The organism is Aphanothece stagnina RSMan2012, assembly GCF_046764815.1.
Classification (GTDB): Bacteria; Cyanobacteriota; Cyanobacteriia; order PCC-6307; family Cyanobiaceae; genus NIES-981.
Map to the genome: position 1 here is coordinate 1 of NZ_JBKOUC010000063.1, position 1605 is coordinate 1605.

Annotated in this window: 1 protein-coding gene; it reads left to right on the forward strand. The window is 59.9% G+C overall.

The window, feature by feature from the left end; genetic code table 11:
* Positions 1–134: 134 nt before the first annotated feature.
* Positions 135–1605 (forward strand): DUF5801 repeats-in-toxin domain-containing protein (locus ACLNEE_RS16670; RefSeq protein ID WP_412007423.1); only part of this gene is annotated, 1471 nt, incomplete at its 3' end.

Genomic DNA, 1605 nt, shown 5'->3' on the forward strand with positions numbered 1-1605 from the left:
GTCAATACCCGGACATTCCAGTTTTCCTCTCTGGCTGACCTGATCAGCAGCGGATCCGCACTCGTCTCCTTCACTCTGGAGGCCGGGGATGGGGATGCCACGCCGGAAGGCCGCTCACGTTCACCGGTTTCACGGTGCTGTCACCGACCATTGCGCAGATCAGCTTCACGTTTGTGCTGGCGGATCCGGTGAACAATGCGGCCCCCGGTGCCAACATCTTTTCGGACTACGCCACCATTCCCTTCACGGCGACGGTGACCGACTCCGGCGGTTTGAGCGACACGAATTCTGGCAATATCCTGATCATCGATGGCGAGCCCACCGTTGTCGTCAACGAGGATGCGGTCACCCAGCTGATCGCCGACGAGTCAGCCGGTGAGATCGGCACCGCCGGCGGCAGTGAGAATGCCGCCGGCTTCGACACCATCACGGCGGATTTCTCGCTGGTGTTCGACAGTGACACCGTTGCCCCTGGCGTGCAGACCAACTTTGGTCCGGACCGCGCCGGCACGGCCTCCTACAGCCTGGTGCTCACCGGCACCGGTGTGCCCTCCGGCCTGTTCGCCCTCAACCCGTCTGCGACCACCGCCGGCAGCGAGATCCTGCTGAGCCAGGTGGGCGACGTAGTGACCGGTTCGGCCGATGGCACCAATTACTTCACGATCAGCGTGGATCCCGCCACCGGCGTGGTGACCTTCACCCAGCTGGCGGCGATCTGGCATCCCATCCCGGGCACCGGCAGCTTTGATGAGCCGGCGACGTTGACCCTGGCTGATCCTGCGGCGCTGCAGATCGTGCAGACCATCACCGACTTCGACGGTGATAAGGACAGCGCCGGAGTGAATCTTGGGGCTGGGGTGTTCACGATTGAGGATGACGGTCCAACCCTTGATCCAGCCGGAACCTTTGACGAAAGCTTGGTGCTGGATGAATCGGCACTGGACGGAACGCTTCCTGCGTATGCAGACCAGGATGGTGTGTATAGCGCGACGGTGGATCTGTCGACCGTGTTTGGCGATGGTGATCTGGGAACAGATGTGCCGACGGGTGAGACAAACTACACGGTTGAGCTATTTGAAGGAACGACGGTGGCGTCGGGTCTGTTCATTTTGGATGAGACGCAGCCAGACGGGAAGGGAGCGTCGATCGATCTGGTGGATGACGGGAGCGGAACGGTCAGGGGTGTGGTGAGCGGGACGACAAATGAGGTATTCACGATCAGCGTGGATGCATCAGGTGTGGTGACGTTTGCATACACCGATCAGGTGAATCCAGCCAATATCTGGCATTCGGATCCGGACAGTAATGATGAGTCAGAGACAATTCTGTCTCTGACTGGAGATACACCAGCAGCGGCGGGAACGTTGTTCGTGCAGAAGGAGTTGGTGGATGAGGACGGTGACAGTGTGTCTCAGAAGATCGATCTGACAGGGAAGCTGTCGATCGAGGATGCAGGCCCGACGCTGGATGCAGCTAAAACCTATGCAGGGACGCTGGTGCTGGATGAATCGGCACTGGACGGAACGCTTCCTGCGTATGCAGACCAGGATGGTGTGTATAGCGCGACGGTGGATCTGTCGACCGTGTTTGGCGATGGTGATCTGG